Origin of the sequence: Streptomyces parvus (assembly GCF_014648875.1) — a bacterium.
Classification (GTDB): domain Bacteria; phylum Actinomycetota; class Actinomycetes; order Streptomycetales; family Streptomycetaceae; genus Streptomyces; species Streptomyces parvus.
On record NZ_BMRY01000002.1, the window covers coordinates 741,250 to 763,631 of the forward strand.

The 22,382-nt window shown below is 71.9% G+C and carries 20 protein-coding genes; 11 read left to right on the top strand and 9 right to left on the bottom strand.

What is annotated here, in order from left to right:
* Positions 1 to 127 precede the first annotated feature (127 nt).
* Together IE140_RS09455 and IE140_RS09460 are read right to left on the bottom strand one after the other, a co-directional pair.
* A complete protein-coding gene (locus IE140_RS09455) occupies positions 128 to 775 on the bottom strand; it encodes a cysteine peptidase family C39 domain-containing protein (protein ID WP_093442764.1) in 648 nt (215 codons plus the stop codon).
* Complete coding sequence (locus tag IE140_RS09460) at positions 772 to 1,983, bottom strand: pyridoxal phosphate-dependent aminotransferase (RefSeq protein WP_032761480.1); 1,212 nt, start codon at positions 1,981 to 1,983, stop codon at positions 772 to 774. The genes IE140_RS09455 and IE140_RS09460 overlap by 4 nt, the downstream gene beginning before the upstream one ends.
* Positions 1,984 to 2,068: 85 nt before the next feature.
* Between IE140_RS09460 and IE140_RS09465 the strand changes: the two genes are divergently transcribed.
* Positions 2,069 to 2,773, top strand: a complete 705-nt coding sequence (locus IE140_RS09465) for a winged helix-turn-helix transcriptional regulator (protein ID WP_229826735.1) — start codon at positions 2,069 to 2,071, stop codon at positions 2,771 to 2,773.
* A gap of 47 nt (positions 2,774 to 2,820) precedes the next feature.
* The gene (locus IE140_RS09470; protein WP_032778463.1) at positions 2,821 to 3,468 is read left to right on the top strand and encodes a nucleoside/nucleotide kinase family protein; all 648 of its coding nucleotides are present in this window, start codon (positions 2,821 to 2,823) and stop codon (positions 3,466 to 3,468) included.
* Between the two features lie 25 nt (positions 3,469 to 3,493).
* Here IE140_RS09470 and IE140_RS09475 read toward each other — a convergent pair whose 3' ends face one another.
* Both IE140_RS09475 and IE140_RS09480 read right to left on the bottom strand, forming a co-directional pair.
* On the bottom strand, positions 3,494 to 4,405 hold the full coding sequence (locus IE140_RS09475) for a carbohydrate kinase family protein (protein WP_150197798.1): 912 nt from the start codon (positions 4,403 to 4,405) through the stop codon (positions 3,494 to 3,496).
* A complete protein-coding gene (locus tag IE140_RS09480) occupies positions 4,402 to 5,334 on the bottom strand; it encodes a pseudouridine-5'-phosphate glycosidase (protein WP_150197796.1) in 933 nt (310 codons plus the stop codon). Before IE140_RS09480 ends, IE140_RS09475 begins: the two co-directional genes overlap by 4 nt.
* A 104-nt stretch (positions 5,335 to 5,438) precedes the next feature.
* Here IE140_RS09480 and IE140_RS09485 point away from each other — a divergent pair, with 104 nt between their 5' ends.
* Positions 5,439 to 5,801 (top strand): cupin domain-containing protein, encoded by a 363-nt coding sequence (locus tag IE140_RS09485; protein WP_150197794.1) that lies wholly within the window; start codon positions 5,439 to 5,441, stop codon positions 5,799 to 5,801.
* A 74-nt stretch (positions 5,802 to 5,875) separates the two neighbouring features.
* Here the strand turns inward: IE140_RS09485 and IE140_RS09490 are convergent, their stop codons facing one another.
* A complete protein-coding gene (locus tag IE140_RS09490) occupies positions 5,876 to 7,099 on the bottom strand; it encodes an MFS transporter (protein WP_150197800.1) in 1,224 nt (407 codons plus the stop codon).
* 204 nt (positions 7,100 to 7,303) lie between these two features.
* Here IE140_RS09490 and IE140_RS09495 point away from each other — a divergent pair, with 204 nt between their 5' ends.
* Positions 7,304 to 7,828: a hypothetical protein gene (locus IE140_RS09495; protein ID WP_150197792.1), complete on the top strand. Its 525-nt coding sequence runs from the start codon at positions 7,304 to 7,306 to the stop codon at positions 7,826 to 7,828.
* On the opposite strand, the gene IE140_RS09500 is transcribed toward IE140_RS09495, so the two are convergent.
* Together IE140_RS09500 and IE140_RS09505 are read right to left on the bottom strand one after the other, a co-directional pair.
* Positions 7,825 to 8,382, bottom strand: coding sequence for a methylated-DNA--[protein]-cysteine S-methyltransferase (locus IE140_RS09500; RefSeq protein WP_093442754.1), 558 nt, complete (start codon positions 8,380 to 8,382; stop codon positions 7,825 to 7,827). The two genes, IE140_RS09495 and IE140_RS09500, sit on opposite strands and share 4 nt — an antisense overlap.
* 68 nt (positions 8,383 to 8,450) lie before the next feature.
* A complete protein-coding gene (locus tag IE140_RS09505; protein ID WP_032778331.1) occupies positions 8,451 to 9,338 on the bottom strand; it encodes a glycerophosphodiester phosphodiesterase family protein in 888 nt (295 codons plus the stop codon).
* Positions 9,339 to 9,569: 231 nt separating this feature from the next.
* Between IE140_RS09505 and IE140_RS09510 the strand changes: the two genes are divergently transcribed.
* The 5 genes from IE140_RS09510 to IE140_RS09530 all read left to right on the top strand — a co-directional run bounded on the left by IE140_RS09510 (position 9,570) and on the right by IE140_RS09530 (position 16,841).
* Positions 9,570 to 10,400, top strand: coding sequence for an MHYT domain-containing protein (locus IE140_RS09510; RefSeq protein ID WP_150198202.1), 831 nt, complete (start codon positions 9,570 to 9,572; stop codon positions 10,398 to 10,400).
* Positions 10,401 to 10,439: 39 nt separating this feature from the next.
* Positions 10,440 to 12,569 (top strand): excinuclease ABC subunit UvrB, encoded by a 2,130-nt coding sequence (uvrB, locus tag IE140_RS09515; RefSeq protein WP_150198200.1) that lies wholly within the window; start codon positions 10,440 to 10,442, stop codon positions 12,567 to 12,569.
* A gap of 215 nt (positions 12,570 to 12,784) precedes the next feature.
* Positions 12,785 to 13,363: a TerD family protein gene (locus tag IE140_RS09520; RefSeq protein ID WP_093442746.1), complete on the top strand. Its 579-nt coding sequence runs from the start codon at positions 12,785 to 12,787 to the stop codon at positions 13,361 to 13,363.
* A gap of 194 nt (positions 13,364 to 13,557) precedes the next feature.
* The gene (locus IE140_RS09525) at positions 13,558 to 15,582 is read left to right on the top strand and encodes a TerD family protein (protein WP_189460277.1); all 2,025 of its coding nucleotides are present in this window, start codon (positions 13,558 to 13,560) and stop codon (positions 15,580 to 15,582) included.
* 242 nt (positions 15,583 to 15,824) lie between these two features.
* Positions 15,825 to 16,841: a TerC family protein gene (locus IE140_RS09530; RefSeq protein ID WP_093444539.1), complete on the top strand. Its 1,017-nt coding sequence runs from the start codon at positions 15,825 to 15,827 to the stop codon at positions 16,839 to 16,841.
* Positions 16,842 to 16,999: 158 nt separating this feature from the next.
* Here IE140_RS09530 and IE140_RS09535 read toward each other — a convergent pair whose 3' ends face one another.
* Both IE140_RS09535 and IE140_RS09540 read right to left on the bottom strand, forming a co-directional pair.
* Complete coding sequence (locus IE140_RS09535; RefSeq protein WP_150197869.1) at positions 17,000 to 17,656, bottom strand: MBL fold metallo-hydrolase; 657 nt, start codon at positions 17,654 to 17,656, stop codon at positions 17,000 to 17,002.
* Between the two features lie 10 nt (positions 17,657 to 17,666).
* Entirely contained in the window at positions 17,667 to 18,356 is a 690-nt protein-coding gene (locus tag IE140_RS09540) for a maleylpyruvate isomerase family mycothiol-dependent enzyme (RefSeq protein WP_093444537.1), read from the bottom strand.
* A 175-nt stretch (positions 18,357 to 18,531) separates the two neighbouring features.
* Here IE140_RS09540 and uvrA point away from each other — a divergent pair, with 175 nt between their 5' ends.
* On the top strand, positions 18,532 to 21,573 hold the full coding sequence (uvrA, locus tag IE140_RS09545) for an excinuclease ABC subunit UvrA (RefSeq protein ID WP_150197871.1): 3,042 nt from the start codon (positions 18,532 to 18,534) through the stop codon (positions 21,571 to 21,573).
* A 357-nt stretch (positions 21,574 to 21,930) separates the two neighbouring features.
* Positions 21,931 to 22,359, top strand: coding sequence for a Rieske (2Fe-2S) protein (locus IE140_RS09550; RefSeq protein WP_006123693.1), 429 nt, complete (start codon positions 21,931 to 21,933; stop codon positions 22,357 to 22,359).
* Positions 22,360 to 22,382 lie beyond the last annotated feature (23 nt).

The following is a 22,382-nucleotide window of genomic DNA, read 5'->3' on the forward strand; positions in this document are numbered from 1 at the left end:
AAGTCCGGCCCGCAGAGCTCCGATCTGCGGTGGTCCAAAGGCAGGACGCGACGACATCATGACTGACCCGGACCCTTAAACGTGCCGGCGTGCCAGATGGGTGGCATTCACAGGGCCCGGAGGCCGGCTACGCCTCCGGGCCCGCTCCCGTTTCCGATGCCTCCGCTGCTCCCAGCGAGACGCCCCGGCCCGCGAAGAACCGCTCGAACTCCGTCAGCGGCAGCACGGCCGCCCGCGTCCCGGCATCCGTCCCCGACGGATTGTGGAAGTGGACGCCCGCCCCGTCCGCCGTGCGCGCGGTCACCAGCACCAGATGCCCGCCCCGCCCCGGAGCCGGCCGCTCCGGATGCCGGATCCCGTAGTGGACGGAGGCCAGCACGGTCCGGCCCGCGTCCAGCAACCCGGGGAGCTCGGCCACGTCCAGGTGCCGGTGCACCGTGGCCTCGCGCCCGTACACCTCGCTGACGTACTCCGCGAAGGGCGCGTAGACCAGGCCCCGGATCGTGCCGTCCACGTCCTCCGTGTACGCCCCGTACTTCAGCGCCCCGTCCCGCAGCGCGAACAGCGAGGGGGCGTCGCCGCCGAGCGCCATGCGCAGACAGGTCATACCGCACAGATGACCTGCCCAGCGCGCGTACTCGGCGGGCGAACCGGCCCCCGAACCGGCCCAGCCGGGGTCCTCGGCCGGATCGAGCCCGCCCTCCACGATCGCCCCCACCAGCTCCGGCGTGGCGAACTGGGTATGGACGGGGACGGAGCAGAGGGCACAGGTCACTGGCGATATCCGTTCAGGAAGCGGCCGATGCGGCTGATCGCCGCGTCGAGGTCATCAGCGTACGGAAGGGTCAGGATGCGGAAGTGGTCCGGGCGCGGCCAGCTGAAGCCGGTGCCCTGCACCACCTGGATCTTCTCCCGCAGCAGCAGGTCCAGCACGAACTTCTCGTCGTCCACGATTCTGTGGACCTTCGGATCGATGCGCGGGAAGGCGTACAGCGCGCCCTTCGGCTTCACGCACGAGACGCCGGGGATCTCGTTCAGCCGCTCCCACGCCCGGTCGCGCTGCTCGTGCAGCCTGCCGCCCGGGGCGACCAGCTCCTTGATGGACTGCCGGCCCCCGAGCGCGGCCTGAATGGCGTACTGCGCGGGCGCGTTGGGGCACAGCCGCATGGAGGCCAGCATCGTCAGGCCCTCCAGGTAGTTGCGGGCGTGCTGGTGCGGACCGGACACCACCATCCAGCCGGAACGGAACCCGGCCACCCGGTACGTCTTCGACAGGCCGCTGAAGGTCAGGCAGACCAGGTCCGGGGCGAGGACGGCCGCACTGTGGTGCTCGGCCCCGTCGTACAGGATCTGGTCGTAGATCTCGTCGGCGAAGACCATCAGCCCGTGCCGCCGGGCCAGGTCGAGGATGCCTTCCAGGATCTCGCGCGGATAGACCGCGCCGGTGGGGTTGTTCGGGTTGATGATCACGACGGCCTTGGTCCGGTCGGTGATCTTCGACGCCATGTCGGCGAGATCCGGGTTCCAGTCGGACTCCTCGTCGCAGACGTAGTGCACCGCCTTGCCGCCCGCGAGCGTGGTCACCGCCGTCCACAGCGGGAAGTCCGGGGCCGGGATCAGCACCTCGTCGCCGTCCTCCAGCAGCGCCTGCACGGCCATCGAGATCAGCTCGGAGACCCCGTTGCCGAGGAACACGTCGTCCACGCCGACCTCGGTCAGCCCCATCGACTGGTAGCGCTGGGCCACCGCCCGCCGGGCCGAGAGGATGCCGCGCGAATCGGTGTAGCCATGGGCCTGCGGCAGCATCCGGATCATGTCCTGGACGATCTCCTCGGGCGCCTCGAAGCCGAAGAGCGCGGGGTTGCCCGTGTTGAGCCGGAGCACGCTGTGGCCCGCCTCCTCCAGGGCGTTGGCGTGCTCGATGACCGGGCCCCGGATCTCGTAGCAGACCTCGTTGAGCTTGCTGGACTGCCGGAACTCCATGCGCTGCCTCCCGAGCCGAATTGCGATACTTGGTTTTACCAAGCTTGAGCTTGGAAAGTCCAACAACATGTCTAGACTGCGTCGCATGCCACGTCAGCAGCAGCCAGCAGCACGTCCAGCAGCACGCCCCGTCCGCCGCCGGAGCTACGACCAGTTCGACGCCACCGCCCGCGCCCTCGACTCCGTCGGCGACCGGTGGACCCTGCTGATCGTCCGTGAACTGCTGGGCGGGCCGCGCCGGTACACGGACCTGCACGCCGACCTGCCCGGCGTCAGCACGGACGTGCTGGCCTCCCGGCTGAAGGACATGGAGCAGTCCGGGCTGGCCCTGCGCCGCAAGCTGCCGCCCCCGTCGGCCGCGTCGGTCTACGAGCTGACCGAGCGAGGCCTCGGCCTGCTGCCCGTGCTCACCGCCCTCGCCGAGTGGGGCGCGCCCGCCCTCGCCGAGCGCCGCCCGACCGACGCGGTGCGGGCCCACTGGTCCGCCCTGCCGCTGCTCGGCGCTCTCACCGGACTCACCCGGGAGGGCGTCCTCGAAGTCCGCCTCGACGAGGGGGAGTTCCACCTCCGTGTCGGTGGCCGAGCGGGGGCCGCGCTGCCGGGCGCGGAGGCGTACGGGGCGGTGTACGGCTACGGTCCCGCAGACCGCCCCGACGCCCGGATCGTCCTCGGCGCTGAGGTCTGCCTGGAGCTGGCGCGGGGCGGGGCGACCCTCGCGGAGGCGGTGAAGGACGGCCGCGTCGAGGTGCTGGGCGACAGCCCGCTCGCGGCGGAGCTGCGCGGGGAGTGAACCGCCCGTCCGGGGCGCTCTCCCGCCGGTACGGCGATGATGGGACCGTGCGACTCGAAGCGATCACCTGGGAACGGCTGGCCGGCGAACTGGCCCGGTACGGCGACGGGCTGTCCGCCGCCGACGGCGGGCCCTGGCTCGCCCTCGGGATCGACGGCGCACCGGCCGCCCGCACCGGCGAGAGGGCCGAACGTCTCGCCGACGAGCTGCGGCTGCTCGGCCGTTCGGTCCTGGTGGTCCCCACCGAGGGGTTCCTGCGCCCGGCGAGTCTCCGCTTCGAGTACGGGAAGCAGGACGCGGACGCGTACCTCGACGGCTGGTTCGACACCGGGGCGCTGTGGCGCGAGGTGTTCGGGCCGCTGGAGGCGGGCGGCTCCGGCCGGGTGCTGCCCGACCTCTGGGACCCCGTGACGGACCGGGCCACCCGCTCCCCGTACCACGCCCTGCCCGAGGGCGGGGTGGTCGTCGTGCACGGGCCGTTCCTGCTGGGGCACTGGTTCCCGTTCGCGCTCACCGTTCATCTGCGGCTGTCCCCGGGAGCGTTGCGGCGGCGCACGCCGGAGCCGGAACGCTGGACGCTGCCCGCCTTCGCCCGGTACGAGGACGAGGTGGCGCCCGCCGAACGGGCGGACGTGGTGGTCCGGGCGGACGACCCCGCCCACCCGGCCTGGTCGGGGCTGCCGGAGAGCGGGTGAACCGAGCGCGGTACGGCACCTGCTGTCAGTGAACCGGCGGCCGCCCGCCCACCGTCGCCACGGCCGCCGCCCCCGCCCGGCAGCCCTCGGCCGCGGCGGTCACCTCGTCCGCCCCGGCCAGCAGGGCCGCCAGGAACCCGCCGGTGAACGCGTCGCCCGCCCCCGTCGAGTCGACCGGCTCGCGCACCGCCGCGCCGGGAACGCGGCCGATCACCTCACCCCCTGCGGCCACCACCGCGCCCCCCGCGCCCAGGGTGACGACGACGCGCGGGAACCACCGGCTCAACTCGGCCGCCGCGACATCGGGTTCGGGCAGTCCGGTGAGCAGCCGGGCCTCGTCCGCGTTCGGCAGCAGCAGCTCCGCCCCCTCCGCGAACTCCAGGAACCGCTTCGGCCCCAGCTCGCCGAGGAAACCGGCCGACGCCGGATCGACGCTCACCGGAACACCCCGCTCCACGGCGGTCCGCAGGGCGAGCAGCGCCGCCGCCCGGCTCGACGGCGCGAAGAGGAGGTAGCCGGAGAGATGCAGCCGCCCGACTCCCTCCAGCATCGACGGCGCGAAGTCGTCGGAGGCGAGCCGCAGCACCGCCCCGGCGTCGGTCAGGAACGTCCGCTCGGCCGCCGCGTCGACCAGGGCGATCACCGTCGCCGTCGGAACCTCCTCGTCCACCGCCAGGAACGCCCGCACCCCCGCCCGCGCCAACGCCTCCCGATGCCAGTCGGCGGACCCCGCCCCGGCCCTGGCGAGCAGCCGCACGTCGGCACAGCCCGAACGCACCGCCCAACAGGCGACGTTGGCCCCCGCGCCGCCCGGCAGGGTCCGGATCCGGGCCGACGTGTCCGTACCGTGCGCGAGTGCCGACCCGTACCGCGCCACCACGTCCGTGACGACTTCCCCCACCACCAGGAGTCCGCCGCCCGCCGCCGGACGGTTCACCGGGCGGCCGCCGCGACGGCGATCCGTGCCGCGAGCGTCACATTCCCGCGTACGGCCGCGAGGTTCGCCTCCAGCGACGCGCCCCTGGTCCGCCGCATCAGCTGGTCCAACAGGAACGGCGTGACGCCCTGCCCCGAGATGCCCCGCTCCCGGCACGCGTCCAGCGCCTCCGCCAGCACCCGGTCGTGCAGGGCCGGATCCAACTGATCCGCTTCCGCTACGGGGTTGGCGACGATCAGCGCGGACGCGGGCCCGCCCAGCGCCTCCCTCGCCCGGACCACCTCCACCACCTCCTCGGGGCTGTGCACCGTCCAGTCGACGGGTTCGCCCGAAGTGCTCAGATAGAAGCCGGGGAAGTGCCCGGTGCCGTAGCCGACGACACAGACGCCGAGGGTCTCCAGCCGCTGGAGGGTCGCCGGAACGTCGAGGATCGACTTCACGCCCGCGCAGACCACGGTGATCCCGGTGCGGGCGAGCAGCCGCAGATCGGCCGACTCGTCCTGGTCGGCGGTCCACTCCCGGTGTACGCCGCCGAGCCCGCCCGTCGCGAAGACGCCGACGCCCGCCCGCGCGGCCAGGAAAGCCGTCGCGGACACCGTCGTCGCCCCGCTCGCCCCGGCGGCGAGCGCCGGGGCGAGATCGCGGTGCCCCAGCTTGCGTACCGTCGGATCCTCGGCGACCCGCTCCAACAGGTCCTCACTGAGGCCCACATGGGCCCGGCCGTCGAGAACGGCGACGGTGGCCGGGACGGCTCCGGCGGACCGGACGAGCCCCTCCAGCTCCCGCGCCACGGAGAGGTTGCGGGGCCGCGGCAGACCGTGCGCGATGATCGTCGACTCCAGCGCCACGACGGGCGGACCGGCGCTCAGAGCCGCGCGCACCTCTGCCGAGAGCACCGGCTCGTAGGGTTCTGGTGAGTTCTGAGGCATGCCCCATCCCTGTCGCGGCCGGGAGGGGCGCAAACCACGGCCGGACGTTCTCCGGCGGGTCCTGGTCACCCGGTGGCCGGAAGCGGTCGCTAAGGTGACCGGCCATGACGACAAACGACCAGGTCCCCGCCTCCTTCGCCGTGCACATCCCGGACGCCGAGCTCGTACCGGAGCCCCTCGATCCGGCGCAGATCGTCTCGGGCGATCCCGTGGTGACGGGCAAGGTGCTGTGGGAATCGCCCGACGGCAAGCAGATCCGCGGCATCTGGCAGATCACGCCCGGCGTGGTCACCGACACCGAGGCGAACGAGCTGTTCGTGGTCGTCAGCGGCCGGGCGACGGTCGCGGTCGAGGGCGGGGCGACGCTGGAGATCGGCCCGGGGGGCGCCTGCGTCCTGCGCGAGGGCGACCGGACGACGTGGACGGTTCACGAGACGCTCCGCAAGGCGTACCACATCAGCCTCTGAGGACGACGACTCCCCGACGGAGCGGCCGGGGCGAGGTCCCGAGGCACAGAGGGCCCGGACCGGGGGCGCGCGGGTCAGCCGCCGACCGCCCCCGGCCCCGGCCCCGCGTCCGGCCGCTGCCGCAGGCTCCGGCGCAGGGCGAGCACGGCGACCGGCAGCAGCAGCGCGGCGCCCATCGCGTTGAGGGGCCCGTACCCCCACTGGGCGACGATCACCCCGGCCGTCGCCCCGCCGACGCCCGCCGCCGCGCTCATGGTCAGGTCCGAAAGACCCTGCACCGCCGCCTGGGCGGACCGCGGCACCGCGTCGGTGAGCAGCGCCGACCCGGCGATCATCCCCGCCGACCAGCCGAGACCCAGCACGAAGAGGCCCGCCGCGGTCTGCCCGTGCCGGGGTCCGGCCGTACCCGCGAGCAGCGCGGCGCAGCTCAGCAGTCCGACGGCCAGCCCGATGACGGTCAGCCGGCCGAGCCGGTCCGCCAGCCACCCCATCAACGGCGAGAACGCGTACATGCCCGCGATGTGGCCGCTGATGACGAGCCCGATCAACTGGAGACCGGCACCGTGCCGGCTCAGGTCGACCGGGGTCATGACCATGATCGACACCATGGCGGTGTGCGACACGGTGACCGTCACCAGGGCGAGCCGCGCCATCGGCGACGCGCGCACGGCCTCGATCCCGGCGCGCAGGGAGCCCTTCGGCGGCCCCTCAGGGCCCTCGGGGGCCAGGGCGCGGGCGGTGAGGAGCGGATCCGGGCGCAGCGCGAGCGCCACGACGAGTCCGGCGAGCAGGAACACGGCGGCCGAGCAGAGGAACGGCCCGGCCGCCTCGGGCACCGGCGTACCGCGGAACAGCCGGCTCGCCGGGGCCGATATGTTGGGGCCGAGGACCGAGCCGATCGTGGTCGCCCAGACGACGGTGGAGATCGCCCGCCCCCGCCGCTCCGGCCCCACCAGGTCGGCCGCGGCGAACCGCGCCTGGAGACCGGCCAGCGACCCCGCGCCGAACCCGGCCATGCCGAGCAGCAGCAGCGGGAAGCTCGGCAGCATCGTGGCCAGGACCACCAGGCCGCCGCCCAGCGCACCGATCAGATAGGCGAGCATCAGCCCGGACCGGCGGCCCCGGGAGGTCATCAGGGCGGCCAGCGGCAGCGACAGCAGCGCCGTGCCGAGGACGGACGCGGTCGGCGCGAGGCCGGACAGCGCCTCCGATCCGCTCACCTCCGCGGCGAGCATCGGGGCCAGGGCGATACCGATGGCGACGCCGAGGCCGCCGAGTATCTGGCTGACGATGAGCACGGCCGACGTCCGGCGCTGCAGAGCGGGCAGGCCGACGGCCGGGACCGGGGGGAGGGAGAGGGGACGCGTCACCGGCGCAGTGTGCCACCGCTCGGCCGCCGCCGTGCACCCGGGCGGGTGAACGCCCCTCGCGAGGCCGGCACCTTCGGCTCCGCACGAACCGAGCACGACGATCAGGACCGAGCACGACGATCAGGACGGAACATGCTGAACATCGGCTTCACGCCCGACAGTGACATGGACATCCCCGCAGGGGCCGAGCGCGCCTGGCGTGACGGGCGGATCGGGCTCGCCACTCTGAGCGCGACGGACCTGCGCTACGGATGGTTCGCGTACCGGACCGACTTCGAGGTGGGCGGGCACGCGTTTCTGTCCGGGGCGCGGGAGCCCCTCGTCGACACCATGTTCACCCTGGCGCACACCCTCCGGGGCCTGTACGCGAACGGCTCGGCGGAGATCGATTTCACCGAGAGCTCCTACGTGATCCGGCTCGAAGTCACGGGGGACCGGGTGACGTTCACCTCGTCGCGCCGAGCCCCCGCCGAGCCCCCGCGATGCGCGGTCGAGGACTACGCCGCGGCGGTGCGCGCATTCGTCGCCACCGGTACCGCGTGGCTGGCCGGGAACCATCCCGCCATCGCGGCCAACCCCGCACTCCACGAGCTTCGGGCGCTGGTGTCGGATCCGGCGGGCGGTGGCACCGGTGACCCCGGCCTGCGAACCGTCTAGAACAGCGGCTGCGGCAGCACCCCCTCCAGCGCCAGCAGTTGCCGCTTGGTCTCCAGACCCCCGCTGAATCCGCCCAGGCCCCCGTCGCTCTCCACCACCCGGTGACACGGCACCACCACCGGCAGCGGGTTGGCCCCCATGGCCGCGCCCACCGCCTGGGCCCCCTCCGGCCGGCCCACCCGCGCGGCCAGCTCGCCGTACCCCACGACCGTCCCGTAGGGCACCCCGGACGCCAGCTCGCGGAGCACCTCACGGTGGAAGCCGGAGGTCAGCGACCAGTCCAGAGCGAGGCCGAGGTCCCGCGGCTCGCCCGCGAAGTACGCCGCGAGCTCGCGTATCGGCTCGGCGAGCCGTGCCGAACCGGGCGCCGCCACCGGCTCCGTGCCGAACCGGGTCCGCAACCGGTCGAGTGCCGCGTCCCGGACGGCGGGGCGGGCGTGGAAGGCCACGGTCACCAGGCCGGTCGCGGTCGCCGCGAGCAGCAGCGGACCGATGCCGCTGTCCAGGACATCCCACTCGACGGTCGGCTCTCCACCGACCCCGTAGCCGTTCATGCCGACCACCGTACGGCCCGCCACTGACAGCGACGGGCCGGTCGGCCGGAAGACGCGGAAGGGCGGCGTCAGCTCGTCGCGTCGCGCACCACGTCGGGGAAGTTGGTGATGATGCCGTCGACCCCGTAGTCACGGGCCTTCACCGCGTCCGCCGCCTTGTTGACCGTCCACGTGTTCACCCGCAGCCGCTTGCCGTGCGGGCCCTTGAGCTGCTGGACGGCCGCCACGTAGTCGGCGCCGATCGTCGCGTACGACGGGTTGATCTGGTCGGTGAACGCCGCGTACGAGGGCAGGTCCGCCACCGCCGGGGTGCCCAGGAAGCCGGTCGTGATGTCGGGGCGCAGTTCGTGCACCTTCTTCACGCTGTCGGCGCCGAAGCTCTGGATGACCAGCCGGTCCCGTACGTGGGAGCGGTCCAGCCACCCCGACCGGCCCAGCGTCCGGATGATGTCCCGCTCGATGCCCGGGTAGGTCGCCGGGCTCTTGATCTCCAGGAGCAGCTTCTGCCGGTTGCGCTCCAGACGGTGCAGGAACTGGGTGAGCGTCGGGATCCGGGCCCCGGTGAACTGCTCCCCGAACCAGCTGCCCGCGTCGAGTTTCGCCAGCTCCGCCGCGGTGAAGTCCTTGACCGCCCACGGCGCCCGGTCGGGGAAGACCTCCTCGACGTCCGTCGTGCGCTTCAGATCGGTGTCGTGCAGCACGACGAGCACGCCGTCGCGGCTGCGGTGGACGTCGTTCTCGACCCAGTCGATACCGAGCGCGTCCGCGGCGTCGACGGCGGCGAGGGTGTTCTCCGGCGCGTAGCCCGACGCCCCCCGATGGGCCACGACGACCGGGTTCGCCCGCTGCGCGGAGACCTGGTCCGGGGCCTCGGGCCGGTCGGCGGGCAGCAGCAGGGCGCCGGCGCCGAGCAGGGCGGCGGCCGTGGTGGAGGCGGTTGCGGTGCGGACGAACACGGGGACTCCTCACGTCGGGAGTGTGCGGACACGCAGAGAGTGACAGCGGCCCGCCAACGCCCGGCGGGGCGGCGATGGCCGCGAAATGAACGGAACCTTCGGTCCAGAGGACCACCGCCGCGGCACGGCCCGCGACCGTGCCGATAAAATGCGCCTTCTTTTGTCTGTCTGCCGGGACTCGCCCCTTGGGGACCCTCCTCGACCCCGGGCATTCTCGAAGGGCCTGCGCGCATGCAAGGAACAGTCGACGGATTCACCTACGGCCTGGTGACTCCGGTCGCGGCGTTCTTCATGGCCGCGCTGGGAGCCGCCCTCGGGCTCCGCTGCACCACCCGGTCCCTTCACACGACACGCTCCTGTCGGATCGGCTGGCTGGCGCTGGGCTCGCTGTCCATCGGCTCCGGGGTGTGGACCATGCACTTCATCGCGATGACCGGCTTCACCGTCCGGGAGGCGCCGATCTCCTACGACAAGACCCTCACCTTCGCCGGCCTGGCCGTGGCCGTCGTGATGATCGGCATCGGCATTTTCATTGTGGGATACCGGGGCGCGACCCGCATGGCGTTGATCACGGGCGGCACCATCACCGGTCTCGGCATCGCCTCGATGCACTATCTCGGCATGGCGGGCATGCGCATGGCCGCACACCTCGCGTACGACACCCCCCTCGTCGTCCTCTCGGTGCTGATCGCCGGGGTCGCCGCCACGGGCGCGCTGTGGGCGGCCGTCACCCTGAGGGGAGCCCTCTCCGGCCTCGGCGCGAGCATCCTGATGGCCGTCGCGGTGACCGGGATGCACTACACCGGCATGGCGGCGCTCGACGTGCACCTGCATCTGCCGCCCACCCTGCCGGCCGACCTGGCCGACGTCCTGCCCCGCGACCGGCCCGCCGAGATCATCGGCCCGATGCTGGCAGGACCCGCCTGCTTCCTGCTCCTCGCCGCCGTCGTGCTCCTGTTCGACCCGAGGGCGATGACGGGCGAGCCCGCCCCGTACCCGCGGGCCGGACACCGCCCGCGGAGCATGGTCCGCGAGGGCGCGGCAAGGGCCCGGTACCGCTGATCCGAGGCCGTTGTCAGTGGCGGGTCGTACGGTGGTTGCATGCGGCCCGTTTCCAAGATCGAACGTTCGGTGCGGCCTTTCGAGGTCGTCAGTCCCTACCAGCCCAGCGGCGACCAGCCGACGGCCATCGCCGAGCTGGAGCGGCGAATCCGCGCCGATGAGAAGGACGTCGTCCTGCTCGGCGCGACCGGCACCGGAAAGTCGGCGACCACCGCCTGGATGATCGAGAAGCTGCAGCGCCCCACCCTGGTGATGGCGCCGAACAAGACGCTCGCCGCCCAGCTGGCCAACGAGTTCCGTGAGCTCCTCCCGAACAACGCGGTGGAGTATTTCGTCTCGTACTACGACTACTACCAGCCCGAGGCGTACGTCCCGCAGTCGGACACCTACATCGAGAAGGACTCCTCCATCAACGAGGAGGTCGAGCGGCTGCGTCACTCGGCGACGAATTCGCTGCTCACCCGGCGCGACGTCGTCGTGGTCGCCTCCGTCTCCTGCATCTACGGCCTCGGCACGCCCCAGGAGTACGTGGACCGCATGGTCCAGCTCAAGGTCGGCGAGGAGATCGACCGCGACCAGCTGCTGCGCCGCTTCGTCGAGATGCAGTACACCCGCAACGACCTGGCGTTCACCCGCGGCACCTTCCGGGTCCGGGGCGACACCATCGAGATCTTCCCGGTCTACGAGGAGCTCGCCGTCCGCATCGAGATGTTCGGCGACGAGATCGAGAACCTGTCCACGCTCCACCCGCTCACCGGCGAGATCATCAGCGAGGACCCCACGGTCCACGTCTTCCCCGCCAGCCACTACGTCGCCGGCCCCGAGCGCATGGAGCGGGCCGTCAGCGGCATCGAGCAGGAGCTGGAGTTGCGCCTGGCCGAGCTGGAGAAGCAGGGCAAGATGCTGGAGGCCCAGCGCCTGCGCATGCGCACCACGTACGACATCGAGATGCTCCGCCAGATCGGCACCTGCTCCGGCGTCGAGAACTACTCGATGCATTTCGACGACCGCGCACCCGGCACCGCCCCCAACACCCTCCTCGACTACTTCCCGGACGACTTCCTGCTCGTCCTGGACGAGTCCCACGTCACCGTCCCGCAGATCGGCGCGATGTACGAGGGGGACGCCTCCCGCAAGCGGACCCTCGTCGACCACGGCTTCCGGCTGCCGTCCGCCATGGACAACCGGCCGCTGAAGTGGGAGGAGTTCCTGAAGCGGATCGACCAGACGGTGTATCTCTCGGCCACCCCGGGGAAGTACGAGCTCTCGCGCGGCGACGGGTTCGTCGAGCAGATCATCCGCCCCACCGGTCTCGTCGACCCCGAGGTCGTCGTGAAGCCCACCGAGGGCCAGATCGACGACCTGGTCCACGAGATCCGCGAGCGCACCGAACGCGACGAGCGCGTCCTGGTCACCACGCTCACCAAGAAGATGGCCGAGGACCTCACCGACTACTTCCTGGAGCTCGGCATCCAGGTCCGCTATCTGCACAGCGACGTCGACACCCTGCGCCGCATCGAGCTGCTGCGCGAGCTGCGCTCCGGCGAGTACGACGTCCTCGTCGGTATCAACCTGCTGCGCGAGGGCCTCGACCTTCCCGAGGTGTCCCTCGTGGCCATTCTCGACGCCGACAAACAGGGCTTCCTGCGCTCGGGCACCTCGCTCATCCAGACCATCGGCCGCGCCGCCCGTAACGTCTCCGGCCAGGTCCACATGTACGCCGACAAGGTCACCCCGGCCATGGAGCAGGCGATCGACGAGACGAACCGCCGCCGCGAGAAGCAGATCGCGTACAACACCGAGCGGGGCATCGACCCGCAGCCGCTGCGCAAGAAGATCAACGACATCGTCGCGACCATCGCCCGCGAGGAGGTCGACACCGAGCAGCTCCTCGGCACCGGCTACCGGCAGGGCAAGGAGACCAAGGCCCCGGTCCCCGCGCTCGGGGGCAAGGCAGCCAAGGGCGGGGCGAAGGGCAGGGCCGCCAAGGCCGGCGCCGTGACCGGCGACCGCCCCGCGACCGAACTGGCAGGGATCATCGAGGAGATGACCGACCGGATGCGGGCCGCCGCCGCGGATCTGCAGTTCGAGGTGGCCGCCCGGCTGCGCGACGAGGTCGGTGAACTGAAGAAGGAACTGCGTCAGATGAAGGAAGCGGGCATGGCCTGATCCCGCCGTTCGATTCCGCTGCCGATCGCCGGTGCCGGGCCGCTCCCGGCACCGGCGATCGACACCGTATCCACCGCGCCGGGCGGGCCACGCCGGGTGTGTTGCAAGACCGACACAAAAACGGACCGAACCTGCTGCCACCCGGGGTGGAATGCGTAGGGTGCGGGGAAACCGCACACGGATGGCTGCGGGGCAATGCCGAGAGGGGACAGCGCGTGACGGTCAATATGACCAAGGGTCAGGCCATCAGCCTGGAGAAGAGCGACGGGGGGACCCTGACCGCGGTACGGATGGGGCTCGGCTGGCAGGCGGCTCCGCGCCGTGGCCTGTTCGGTTCGCGCACCCGCGAGGTCGACCTGGACGCCTCGGCGGTGCTCTTCGCCGACAAGCAGCCCGTCGACGTCGTGTTCTTCCGCCACCTCGTCAGCGACGACGGCTCGGTCAAGCACACCGGTGACAACCTGGTCGGCGGCGCCGGATCCGGCGGCGACGACGAGGCGATCCTCGTCGACCTCCAGCGCGTCCCGGTCCACATCGACCAGATCGTCTTCACGGTGAACTCCTTCACCGGGCAGACGTTCCAGGAGGTCCAGAACGCCTTCTGCCGCATCGTCGACGAGACCAACGGCCAGGAGCTCGCCCGGTACACGCTCGACGGCGGCGGCCAGTACACCGCCCAGATCATGGCGAAGGTGCACCGCGCGGGCAACGGCTGGAAGATGACGGCCCTCGGGAACCCGGCCAACGGCCGCACGTTCCAGGACCTGATGCCGTCGATCCTCCCGCACCTGTAGGACCGGGACCGGTCCGGTCTCCGGCCCGGCGCCCAGACAGGCGGGGGCGGCTCCCGGCGGCACAGACCGCCGGGAGCCGCCCCACGCACAGCACGACAGCGCACGGCAGCAGACGGCCGTACGCGGCAGAACACGGCATCGCACGGCCCGGCGCCCACAGCGGCGCGCGGGCCATCGTCGAGGGGGACAGGGCAATGACGGCCGAACTGGTCCGGGGGCAGAACCACACCTTGCCCCAGACCCGTCTGGAGATCCGGGTGTCGGCGGGCACGCCCGTCGTGGCCGGGGCCACCCTCGGCGACGAACAGGGCACGGTGCGCGGCATCGAGTGGATCGCCCACCCCGGCTCGCCCCAGCTCCCCGGGCTCGAGGTCTCCCAGCAGGCGGCGGCCGACCACCGGCTCGCCGTCGACCTGGAAGCCCTGCCCACCGGCGCCCACCGGGTCACCGTGCTGCTCGCGCTGCCCGTCGGAGCCGGCGGCCCGGTGCGGTTCGGCGCCGTCCCCGCCCCCTTCGTCGCCGTCACCGGGCTCGACGGCACCGAGATCGCCAGCTTCACGCTCACCGACCTGGACGCCGAGTCCGCGGTCAGCGCCCTGGAGCTCTACCGCCGCCAGGACGCCTGGAAGGTCCGGGCCGTCGGACAGGGGTATGCGGGCGGGCTCGCCGCGATGCTCGCCGACCAGGGCGTGACCGAGCCCGCCGCCCTGGCCGGAACGATCCAGGAAGCCGTCACCCGGGGCCTGGCCCGCTCGGTGGCCCCGCCGCCGCCCCGGACCCCGGAAGGCGACCGCGTACGGCACGCGACGGGCTCCGCCGACCACCGCCCGACCGCGCCGCCCCCGTCCCCGGCCCAGGCCCCGGAGCCCCCCGAGCCGCTGACCGACCCGGCCGCCACCGGCCCGGCGCACACCGCCCAGCCGCACACCGCCCCCGGACCGGCCGCCGCGGGACCCGCGGCCGCGGGACCCGCGGCCGCGGGCACCTCCGCCGGCGGGCCCATCAACTACGCGCACCCGCGGCGGCAGCACGCCGCGCCCCCCTCGCCGCCGCCCACCGCGCCCCCCGCCCAGCCGGGACAGCCCGCTCAGCCGGTCGCGGGCGACGCCACCGGCTGGTCGATGGACGAGCGCCTGTACAACCAGATCTGGGGCATGTTCGAGGACCTGGCCCGCGCCGTCGCCGCCTACCGCAGCGCCGTCGACTTCGCCGAGTCCCGGATGGACCAGGAGCTCGACCGGGCCCTGTCCGACCCGCGCAACCGGATCGGCGGTGCGGGCGACCGCGCCCGCGAGGCGGCCCGCGCCAAGCGCGACGAGCTGACCTCCCGGGCCCGGGAGGCCCTCGACCGCGATCTGGCCCAGTTGGCAGCCGAGGCGGCCGTCGTAGAGCCCGCGCTCCCGGCGGCGTACGCCGGCTGGGGCAACCCCGTCTGGCACGCCCACCGCATCCCCATGGAGATACCGATGGCCCTGCGCATCGGGGATCTCCATCTGCCCGAGCGCACCGACCTGCGCATCCCGCTGCTCGTCCGGCTGCCGCTGGAGCGCGGGATCTGGGTGGACAGCGGACGGGCGGCGTCCGAGGCTGCCGCCCTGATGGACACCGACCGGCTGCGCCGGCTGGCCATGGAGACCGCGGTCGCGCACGCGGCGCGGCTGCTCGCGGTGTATCCGCCCGGGGAGTTCGCGGTGCACGTCATCGATCCGGCGGGCTCGGCTGCGGGCCCGCTCGCCCCGCTGGTCGAGGCGGGCGTCCTCGCCGGACCGCCCGCCGCCGGGCCCGGGGGAGTGGCGTCGGTCCTCGCCCACCTCACCCGGCGGGTCGATCTGGTGCAGATGGCGGTGCGGGCCCGGGCGGCCGACTCGCTCCCGCCCGACCTGGACACCGGCGAACAGCTCCTGGTGGTCAACGACTTCCCGCACGGCTTCGACGACCGGGCCGTCACCCAGCTCCGCTACCTCGCCGACGAGGGCCCCGCGGTCGGGGTGCACCTGCTGATGGTCGCGGACCGGGAGGAGGCCAGTGCGTACGGGCCGATCCTCGACCCGCTGTGGCGTTCGCTGCTGCGGATCACGCCGGTCGCCGACAGCCACCTCGCCGACCCCTGGGTCGGGCACGCCTGGACCTACGAGCCGTTGACGGTCCCGCCGGGCAGTCGTGTCCTGGAGCAGGTGCTCGCGGCGGTGGCCGAGGCTCGCAGAGCTGCCGGCCGCTGACCGGGAAGGCAACGTTGACCTGCGGTCTTGACGACCTCTTTACCCTTTTCTTTACCTACCCTTGGTGATGCCTGTACTGTTCGGGGAACGGAGGGGAGTACTCCTTACGCGACGTGCCCGTCAATACGGACCGCAATCGGTCCCGGGGCGTCGGTCCAGGCGCGCACCACGTGCAGGGATGGAAGAGACCTCCGGCAGCGACGACGCTGATTCAGTAGCCGTAGCGAACTGCCGGAGGCGCAGTGGACGTTTCATGGACCGTATGGGCCCTGACCATCGTTGGTCTGTCGGCCCTCATCGCCGTCGACTTCTTCATCGGGCGTAAGCCCCATGACGTGTCGACCAAGGAAGCCGGGATCTGGACGATCGTCTGGATCGCGCTGGCCATTCTCTTCGGAGTCGGCCTCATGGTCGCCGGCGAGAGCCAGGCCTCCGGCGAGTTCTTCGCAGGTTTCATCACCGAGAAGTCGCTGAGTGTCGACAACCTCTTCGTCTTCGTCCTGATCATGGCGAAGTTCTCGGTGCCCTCCCACCTCCAGCAGCGTGTGCTGCTGATCGGTGTGCTCATCGCCCTGGTGCTCCGCGCGATCTTCATCGCCGCCGGCGCCGCCGTGATCGCGAACTTCTCGTGGGTGTTCTACATCTTCGGCGCGTTCCTGATCTACACCGCCTGGAAGCTCATCCAGGAGGCCCGGGCCGGCGAGGAGGACGAGGAGTTCGAGGAGAACCGCCTCCTCAAGAAGATCGAGCACCGCTTCGGCGTCGCCGATCAGTACCACGGCACGAAGCTCTTCATCCAGAAGAACGGCAAGCGCATCCTGACCCCGCTGATGGTGGTCATGCTCGCCATCGGTATGACCGACGTGCTGTTCGCGCTGGACTCGATCCCGGCGATCTTCGGCCTGACCCAGGACCCGTACATCGTCTTCACGGCCAACGCGTTCGCGCTGATGGGCCTGCGCCAGCTGTACTTCCTCATCGGCGGTCTGCTGAAGAAGCTGGTCCACCTCAGCTACGGCCTGTCGGTGATCCTCGGCTTCATCGGCGTCAAGCTGGTGCTGCACGCCCTGCACGAGTCCGGTGTGCACACGCCCGAGATCTCGATCCCGTTCTCGCTCTCCGTCATCTGCGGTGTCCTGGTGATCACCACGATCACCAGCCTCATCGCCAGCAAGAAGCAGGCGGCGGCCGAGGCGGAGGAGGCCGCGAAGGCCGAGACCGCCGGCCCGGCCGACGAGGAGAGCAAGACCCTCAGCTAGCTGACCCGGGGCCGCCCCGAGCGGCACAGGGACACACCGGCAGCGGCCGGGGTGGACACGGCGGAAGCCGTCCACCCCGGCCGCTTTCGCGTGCGAGCCCGGAAGGCGCGTACGCGGAGGGTGCGGGTGCGCCGAGGATGCGGGTCGGCGCGTGCGGGCTACCAGCCGCGGGCACGCCACTCGGGCAACTGGGGGCGCTCGGCGCCCAGCGTCGTGTCGTGTCCGTGGCCCGGGTAGACCCAGGTCTCGTCGGGCAGCCGGTCGAACAGCTTCGTCTCGACGTCGTTCAGCAGGCTCGCGAACGCCTCGGGGTCCTGGTGCGTGTTCCCGACCCCGCCGGGGAAGAGGCAGTCCCCGGTGAACAGATGCGGGGCGCCGTGCGGATCGTCGTAGACCAGGGCGATGGAGCCCGGGGTGTGACCGACCAGGCGGCGGGCGGTGAGTTCGACCCGGCCGACCGTGACCGTGTCACCGTCCTCGACCGGGACGTCGGTCGGCACCGGGATGCCCTCGGCGTCGTAGCGGCCCGCGTACGTCCGGGCGCCCGTCGCCCCGACCACCTCGGCCAGCGCCTGCCAGTGGTCCCCGTGCCGGTGGGTGGTGACGACGGAGGCGATCCCGTCGTCACCGATCAGCGCGAGCAGGGTCTCCGGCTCGGCGGCCGCGTCGATCAGCAGCTGCTCGCCGGTGGCCCGGCAGCGCAGCAGATACGCGTTGTTGTTCATCGCGCCGACGGCGACCTTGGAGATCATCAGATCCGTCAGTTCGTGCACGCTCGCCGGTCCGCCGACCTTCACCGCTCCGCTGTACGTCATGCGGCTCAGCCTATAGCGGGGGGAGTGCGGGCAGCGGGCCTCCGGCCACGGTCAGGGCGGAGCCGTCACGGCGTCCGCAGAGCCAGCCCAGCAGCTCCACGGCGGGCCCCTGCACCGTCACCAGGTCGCTCGGCGGGCCGCCGCCCGTGCTCCAGGTCCGGCCGTCCAGGTCGGTCAGCCCGGTGGCGGGCACGTTCTCGTTGCCCAGGAAGCGATCGGCGAGGAAGGCGATCTCCCGCTCCACGAACTCCGCGGGCAGGTCCTCCAGCTCGTAGCCGATGCCGAGATCGACGTGGTGCAGATCGACCTCGACCCAGCGCCGGAAGGGCACCCGGGCCGCGGAGTCCGTCACCCCGTTGCGCAGGGTGACCGTTCGGGACCAGTCGGCCGGTTCGGCGGCGACGGCCAGGAAGGCGTCCGCGGTCTCCCGCAGGTCGGTCAGCTGCTCGGCCGCCGGGCGGGGGGCGCCGGCCGCGATGTCGGCGTCGCGGGTTTCGCTGCTCGCGTACATCGGGAGACCCCGGAGAACATTTCCGAGCGCGTCGGCGTTACGTGACAGGTGGGCCAGAACATGGCCCCGACTCCATCCGGGCAGCCGTGACGGCTCGGCGACAGCGGCGTTGTCCAGTTTGCCAACTGCGTCGAGCAGCCGTTCGGTCGCTTCCCGTACAGCTCCCAGGTCGTGCGCATGATCAATCATGCGGCCGAGCCTAGCCCTGCCACTCATTCGGGTGAAGGAGGGTGAGGGTGGCCGTAAATCGAATGTGCGTGCTATACGCTCGGAATCGAAAGCTTCGTACACCGCTGTGGCGCCCCCCATACCCTGGGAGAGGGGCTCAGTTCCCCCGCTTCTCTCTAGAAAGGTGCGGACCGGCGTGGCCGACCGTCTCATCGTCCGTGGCGCGCGCGAGCACAACCTGAAGAACGTCTCGCTCGACCTGCCCCGCGACTCCCTCATCGTCTTCACCGGGCTCTCCGGGTCGGGCAAGTCGTCCCTCGCGTTCGACACGATCTTCGCCGAGGGGCAGCGCCGCTACGTGGAGTCCCTCTCCTCGTACGCTCGCCAGTTCCTCGGCCAGATGGACAAGCCGGACGTCGACTTCATCGAAGGTCTGTCCCCGGCCGTCTCCATCGACCAGAAGTCGACCTCGCGCAACCCGCGCTCGACGGTCGGCACCATCACGGAGGTCTACGACTACCTCCGGCTGCTCTTCGCCCGGATCGGCAAGCCGCACTGCCCCGAGTGCCGCCGCCCCATCTCCCGCCAGTCGCCGCAGGCCATCGTCGACAAGGTCCTCGGCCTGCCCGAGGGCAGCCGCTTCCAGGTCCTGTCGCCGCTGGTGCGCGAGCGCAAGGGAGAGTTCGTCGACCTCTTCGCCGACCTCCAGACCAAGGGCTACAGCCGGGCCCGCGTCGACGGCGAGACCATCCAGCTCGCCGAGCCTCCCACGCTCAAGAAGCAGGAGAAGCACACCATCGAGGTGGTCGTCGACCGCCTCACCGTCAAGGACAGCGCCAAGCGCCGGCTGACCGACTCGGTCGAGACCGCGCTCGGCCTCTCCGGCGGCATGGTCGTGCTCGACTTCGTCGACCTCCCCGAGGACGACCCCGAGCGCGAGCGGATGTATTCCGAGCACCTCTACTGCCCGTACGACGACCTCTCCTTCGAGGAGCTGGAGCCGCGCTCCTTCTCCTTCAACTCGCCCTTCGGCGCCTGCCCCGACTGCACCGGCATCGGGACGCGCATGGAGGTCGACCCGGAGCTGATCGTCCCGGACGAGGAGAAGTCCCTCGACGAGGGAGCCATCCACCCCTGGTCCCACGGGCACACCAAGGAGTATTTCGGCCGACTGATCGGCGCGCTCGCCGAAGCCCTCGGCTTCCGTACGGACATCCCCTGGGCCGGACTGCCGCAGCGGGCCAAGAAGGCCCTGCTCTTCGGCCACAAGATCCAGACCGAGGTCCGCTACCGCAACCGCTACGGGCGCGAGCGCGCCTACACCACCCCCGCCTTCGAGGGCGCGGTGCAGTTCGTCAAGCGGCGGCACACCGAGGCCGAGAGCGACTCCAGCCGGGAGCGCTTCGAGGGCTACATGCGCGAGGTGCCCTGCCCCACCTGTGAGGGCACCCGGCTCAAGCCGATCGTCCTCGCGGTGACGGTGATGGAGAGGTCCATCGCCGAGGTCGCCGCGATGTCGATCAGCGAGTGCGCCGAGTTCCTCGGCCGCCTCAAGCTGAACGCCCGCGACAAGAAGATCGCCGAGAGGGTGCTCAAGGAGGTCAACGAACGGCTGAAGTTCCTCGTCGACGTCGGCCTCGACTATCTGTCGCTGAACCGCGCGGCCGGCACCCTGTCCGGCGGCGAGGCCCAGCGCATCCGGCTGGCCACCCAGATCGGCTCCGGCCTGGTCGGCGTGCTGTACGTCCTGGACGAGCCGTCCATCGGCCTGCACCAGCGCGACAACCACCGGCTGATCGAAACCCTGGTCCGGCTGCGGGACATGGGCAACACGCTCATCGTCGTCGAACACGACGAGGACACCATCAAGGTCGCCGACTGGGTCGTGGACATCGGCCCCGGCGCCGGTGAGCACGGCGGCAAGGTCGTCCACTCCGGCTCGCTCAAGGAACTGCTGGGGAACAAGGCCTCGGTCACCGGCCAGTATCTGTCCGGCAAGCGGTCCATCCCGACCCCGGACGTCCGCCGCCCGGTCGACCCGGCCCGGGGCCTCACCGTGCACGGCGCCCGGGAGAACAACCTCCAGGACATCGACGTCTCCTTCCCGCTCGGCGTCCTCACCGCCGTCACCGGCGTCTCCGGTTCCGGGAAGTCGACCCTGGTCAACGACATCCTCTACACCCACCTGGCCCGCGAGCTCAACGGCGCCAAGTCGGTGCCCGGCCGCCACACCCGGGTCGACGGCGACGACCTCGTCGACAAGGTGGTCCACGTCGACCAGTCGCCGATCGGCCGGACCCCCCGGTCCAACCCGGCGACGTACACCGGAGTCTTCGACCACGTCCGCAAGCTGTTCGCCGAGACGATGGAGGCGAAGGTGCGCGGCTATCTGCCGGGCCGCTTCTCCTTCAACGTCAAGGGCGGCCGCTGCGAGAACTGCTCCGGCGACGGCACGATCAAGATCGAGATGAACTTCCTGCCCGACGTGTACGTCCCGTGCGAGGTCTGCCACGGAGCGCGCTACAACCGGGAGACCCTGGAGGTCCACTACAAGGGCAAGTCCATCGCCGAGGTGCTGGACATGCCGATCGAGGAGGGCCTGGAGTTCTTCGAGGCCGTCCCGGCGATCGCCCGCCACCTCCGTACGCTCAACGACGTCGGCCTCGGCTACGTCCGGCTCGGGCAGTCCGCGCCGACCCTCTCCGGCGGTGAGGCGCAGCGCGTCAAGCTGGCGAGCGAGCTCCAGAAGCGCTCCACCGGCCGTACGGTCTACGTTCTGGACGAGCCGACCACCGGTCTGCACTTCGAGGACATCAGCAAGCTGATCACGGTGCTCTCGGGCCTCGTGGACAAGGGCAACTCGGTGATCGTCATCGAGCACAACCTCGACGTCATCAAGACCGCCGACTGGGTGGTCGACATGGGCCCCGAGGGCGGCAACGGCGGCGGACTGGTCGTCGCCGAGGGAACACCGGAGCAGGTCGCCTCGGTGCCCGCCAGCCACACCGGGAAGTTCCTCCAGTCCATCCTGGACGCGGACCGGATCGCCGAAGCCGCGGTGCCCTCGGGCGGGACACCCCGTAAGACGGCCGCCCGCAAGGCCGCCCCGGCGAAGAAGACGGCTGCCGTGAAGAAGACGGCAGCCGCAAAGAAGGCCACGGCGACCAAGGCGCAGGCCACGGCCACCGGCACCAAGGCCGCTGCCGCCAAGAAGACGGCCCGGGCCCGCAAGGCCTAGGGGGCGCCCGGCGGACCAGGGCCGGGGGCGCCCGGCGGACCAGGGCCGGACTCCCCTGGCCCGGGCTCACCGATGGCGGCGGCCCCCGCAGGACGACGGGGGGCCGCCGCCATCGGCGTAGGCGGCCCGCCGCCTGTCCACCACGGCTCCCCTCGGCGGTTTCCCGGCGGGGGCGGGCCGGGGCCCGCAGGCCCCGTCCCCTCTCGACCGGCCCGCCCGCAAGGCTCCCGTTCCCCGCCGGTATCGTCGGTTCTGTCACCGGCACCCGCGGCCGCCGTCGTCGCTCCGCGGCCGTCCGGCGACCCCGACCGCGGTGTCCCACCGCGATCCGCCTCGAACGACACCCGTGGAGTCCGCATGCCCGGCCTGCCCGCCGCCCGCCGTACCGTGCTGAAGGGCGCCGCGCTCGCCGGTGCCGCCGGGCTCGGGGCGGCCGCCTGCTCGACCGAGTCCAAGCTCGGGCACGCCAAGAACCCCACGCCGACCGCCCCCGTCGCCCTCGGGGCTGCCTCCGACGTGCCGGTCGGCGGGGCCAAGCTCTACCGGGAAGCGCGCCTCGTCGTGAGCTGCCCGGCCAAGGGCGAGTACAAGGCGTTCAGCGCCCAGTGCACCCACGGCGGCTGCGTCCTGACCAAGATCGAGGGCACCGAGGGCCACTGCCCCTGCCACGGCAGCCGCTTCGACACGACCACCGGCGAGGTCATCGAGGGCCCGGCCACCGTGCCGCTGCCCGCCGTCCCGGTCACCGCCGAGGGCGGAAACCTCGTCGCGGGCCCCGACGCCTGAACCACGAGCGCCGCCTCGTCGGC